This is a genomic window from Komagataeibacter kakiaceti JCM 25156, assembly GCF_000613305.1.
Genome location: NZ_BAIO01000933.1, coordinates 1 through 514 on the forward strand (window position 1 = coordinate 1; position 514 = coordinate 514).

The window sequence follows — 514 nt, forward strand, 5'->3', positions numbered from 1 at the left end:
ACTGGTCGCCAGCAGAGCAGAGCGGAGACGCATAAGATCATCCTTCCTCATGTTATTACTTCTTTGTAAACCACATCTTTCCAATGATGCGAAGATTAATCCATCTACCATCCCAAACACAGCATGCTTCCTGTGGTTCCGTTCCGCCCGCCATTCATGAACGGCAGAAAGGTGACACTGTGACGCGAGGCTGAGGAGTAAGGGTTTTTTATATTTAATAACAAGTTACTAAATGGGGAATATCGTTGTGGAAACAATAATGTAATAAAAGATTTAGAGTATTTTGTGGCAAAAAAAACACAAATTGCCTTGTACACACGCGAAGTCACGGAAACATTAGGCAATAAAAAAGGGGAGCACATCGTGCTCCCCTTTTTCAGTAACGGTCCGGCCGGATCAGTGCAGGATGATCTCGACGCGGCGGTTCTGGGGCTCACGCGTGTCGGGGCCTGTGGGCACCAGCGGGTGGGCTTCGCCATAACCATGGATGTCGATCGCGTTGGCGGGCACGCCA

Annotated in this window: 1 pseudogene; it reads right to left on the reverse strand. The window is 48.8% G+C overall.

The window, feature by feature from the left end:
• Nucleotides 1-396 precede the first annotated feature (396 nt).
• Nucleotides 397-514, reverse strand: a pseudogene (locus tag JCM25156_RS29260) (OmpA family protein); the annotation flags it as partial.